Below are 2,406 nucleotides of genomic sequence, written 5' to 3'. Positions count from 1 at the left end.
GTCGAAGGCCTGATCGAGCCGCACCGCGCCGGCAGGTCGGTCGCGCCACGCGTATTTTTCGAGGGCGTACCCGTGGCGGATCGCCTGTTCGTCGAGACGATGTGCCGGGTGCTGCATCTCCGGAACTTCCGCAACATCGGCGTCGACGGGCTCGACCTATTCTTCAACTACAATCCGCTGATCAACGATGACCCCGGGCGAGCGCTGGCTGAGATCAGGCTGATGACTAGGCATCTCGCCGAGTTCGATCTGTACCCCGGCATGCTGGTCTGCGAAATCACCGAACAGGCGGCCGACGACAAGGTGCTCGTCAGCCTGGCGCGCGAGATGCGGCGTGACGGCATCCGCATCGCCATCGACGATTTCGGCACCGGGCATTCGACGGAAGAGCGGGTTGCGCTTGTCCGGCCCGACATCGTCAAGATCGACGGCACCTGGTTCGCGGAATTCTGTCGCCATGCCGCCGCCGAACGGTTTTTCCGGCCGCTGGTCTCCGCGTTGCACGACCGCGGCACCAAGGTGCTGGTCGAAGGCATCGAGCAATCCACGCATCTGCGCGTGGCACTCGACGGCGGCGTCGACCTGATGCAGGGTTTTTACCTTGCCCGGCCGGCGCTGGCCGGCACGAACTTCGACGAGGAGCCGCTGCCCATCGACAGGCTGCTTGGCAGGGACAACAACGTCGTGCCGTTGTTTGGGTGATCTATCAGCGGCGCTGATGGTTGGGCCAAAACAAATCACTGGAATAAGCCCTCGCTGCCAGGATAATTGCCGGTAAGGCGGCTCCCGAGGGGAGCGGCGATGGGAGCAAAAATGACCACACTCTATGGAATGATCGACAGCGGCAATTGCTACAAGCCGCGGCTGTTGATGGCCAAGCTCGGCATAGCTTTCACCAATGTCGAGGTGAGCTCGCACACCGGCGACACGCGCAAGCCCGACTATGTCGCCAAGAACCCGAACGCCATGGTGCCGCTGCTCGAGCTCGACGACGGCAGGCGGCTTGCCGAATCCAACGCCATCCTGCTTTACCTCGCCGAAGGCACGCGGTTCCTGCCGGCCGACAGATACGAGCGGGCGCTAACCTATCAGTGGCTGTTTTTCGAGCAGTACAGCCACGAACCCTATATCGCGGTGCGCAAGGCCCTGCTCACCTTTCCCGAACGGGCCAAGGATGCGACGCCGGAACGGCTGGCGGTGACGCTGGAGCGCGGCAACAAGGCGCTCGGCGTAATGAACAAGCATCTGGCGGGCAGTGCGTTCTTTGCCGGTGAGGCATTGAGCGTCGCCGACATCGCGCTCTACGCCTATACGCATACGGCCGAGATGGGCGGTTTCCAGCTCGACGCCTATCCGGCGGTGGCGGCTTGGCTGAAACGAGTAGAGGCCGATCCGGGGCATGTGCCGATGGAGTGGCTGGGGTAGTACTGTCCTCACTCGTCGCCGCTTCGCGGCTCGCTCCGGGCAGGACGCACCAAAAGGCGCAACGCCCGGCGGGGCTTGCGGCCTTCGGCCGGGACACGAAAATCGAACAGAGATGGAATCCGAACAGCAAAAAGGCGGGACAAAATCCCGCCTTCCATGCTTGGAAGCCTGATCGGGAGCGTTTGGTCCGGGCCGGCAGCAATCTGCTGCTTCGGCTTGTCGGGATTTTCGCTCCGGTGCGCTTCTCGCGCGACCGTCAGTACATCCGTGACTTGCCGCGCGCCCCGAGCTATCGCCCGGCGCGCGCCATTTGCAAAATCAGGCTGCCTTGCTCAGAGATCCAGCGGACGACTTGCCAGTGCGGCGGTCCTGCTCGATCTCGAAGTTGATCTTCTGGCCTTCGACCAGGGTCGACAGCCCAGCGCGCTCGACTGCGGAGATGTGGACGAAAACGTCCGCGCCGCCGCTGTCAGGCTGGATGAAGCCGAAACCCTTGGTGGAATTAAACCACTTGACCGTACCTGTTGCCATTTCGATAGTCCTTATACGTTTGCTTTAGCTTGACCGAACCGAAGTCCAGCCGGTTTGTATCGAGATTTTGGAGATAGACGTCAGCAAACGCGAATGTCGCGAGGCCCGGATCGATCGGCCGAAATATCAATGGACCTCATATAGTCCGCTTCTCCGCAAAAAACAAGACGGTACGAAAAAGGCGCTGAGCGGCGCTGCCCAAAGGCCGCCCCAATCGCGTGAAAGCCTTGCAACGTCGCGCGTTGCGGAGGGTTCGCATCGCCTATCGCGCACGTTGCGGGGAAGGATCGTGCCGCCTTCGGGCGTCAGGTCCTGTTTTGGGAGAGGACCATGAAAACTGTTCTGCTTGCCGCCTGCCTGACGCTGGTGGCCGCCGAGGCGCAGGCGATCTCGCGCTACGATCCGAGCCGCATGAGCTGCGGCAGAGTGCGGGCGACGATCGCGCGAGAG

At 62.3% G+C, this 2,406-nt stretch carries 3 protein-coding genes; 2 read left to right on the top strand and 1 reads right to left on the bottom strand.

The genetic code is table 11. The features are described 5' to 3' along the window. Positions 1–702 (top strand): EAL domain-containing protein (locus EOA86_RS30770; protein ID WP_164892142.1); only part of this gene is annotated, 702 nt, incomplete at its 5' end. Positions 703–813: 111 nt separating this feature from the next. Then, the gene (locus EOA86_RS30765; protein WP_127210742.1) at positions 814–1,425 is read left to right on the top strand and encodes a glutathione S-transferase family protein; all 612 of its coding nucleotides are present in this window, start codon (positions 814–816) and stop codon (positions 1,423–1,425) included. Positions 1,426–1,743: 318 nt separating this feature from the next. On the opposite strand, the gene EOA86_RS30760 is transcribed toward EOA86_RS30765, so the two are convergent. Then, the gene (locus tag EOA86_RS30760; protein ID WP_023678332.1) at positions 1,744–1,956 is read right to left on the bottom strand and encodes a cold-shock protein; all 213 of its coding nucleotides are present in this window, start codon (positions 1,954–1,956) and stop codon (positions 1,744–1,746) included. Positions 1,957–2,406: the final 450 nt, after the last annotated feature.

This window comes from Mesorhizobium sp. M5C.F.Ca.IN.020.32.2.1, assembly GCF_004023105.1.
Lineage (GTDB): Bacteria > Pseudomonadota > Alphaproteobacteria > Rhizobiales > Rhizobiaceae > Mesorhizobium > Mesorhizobium wenxiniae.
This window is presented reverse-complemented; position numbering and strand designations above follow the sequence as displayed.

Excerpts from the sequence above, each read along its gene's own strand:
- EOA86_RS30765 (WP_127210742.1), top strand. The coding sequence starts at position 814 with ATGACCACACTCTATGGAATGATCGACAGCGGCAATTGCTACAAGCCG.
- EOA86_RS30760 (WP_023678332.1), bottom strand. The coding sequence starts at position 1,956 with ATGGCAACAGGTACGGTCAAGTGGTTTAATTCCACCAAGGGTTTCGGC.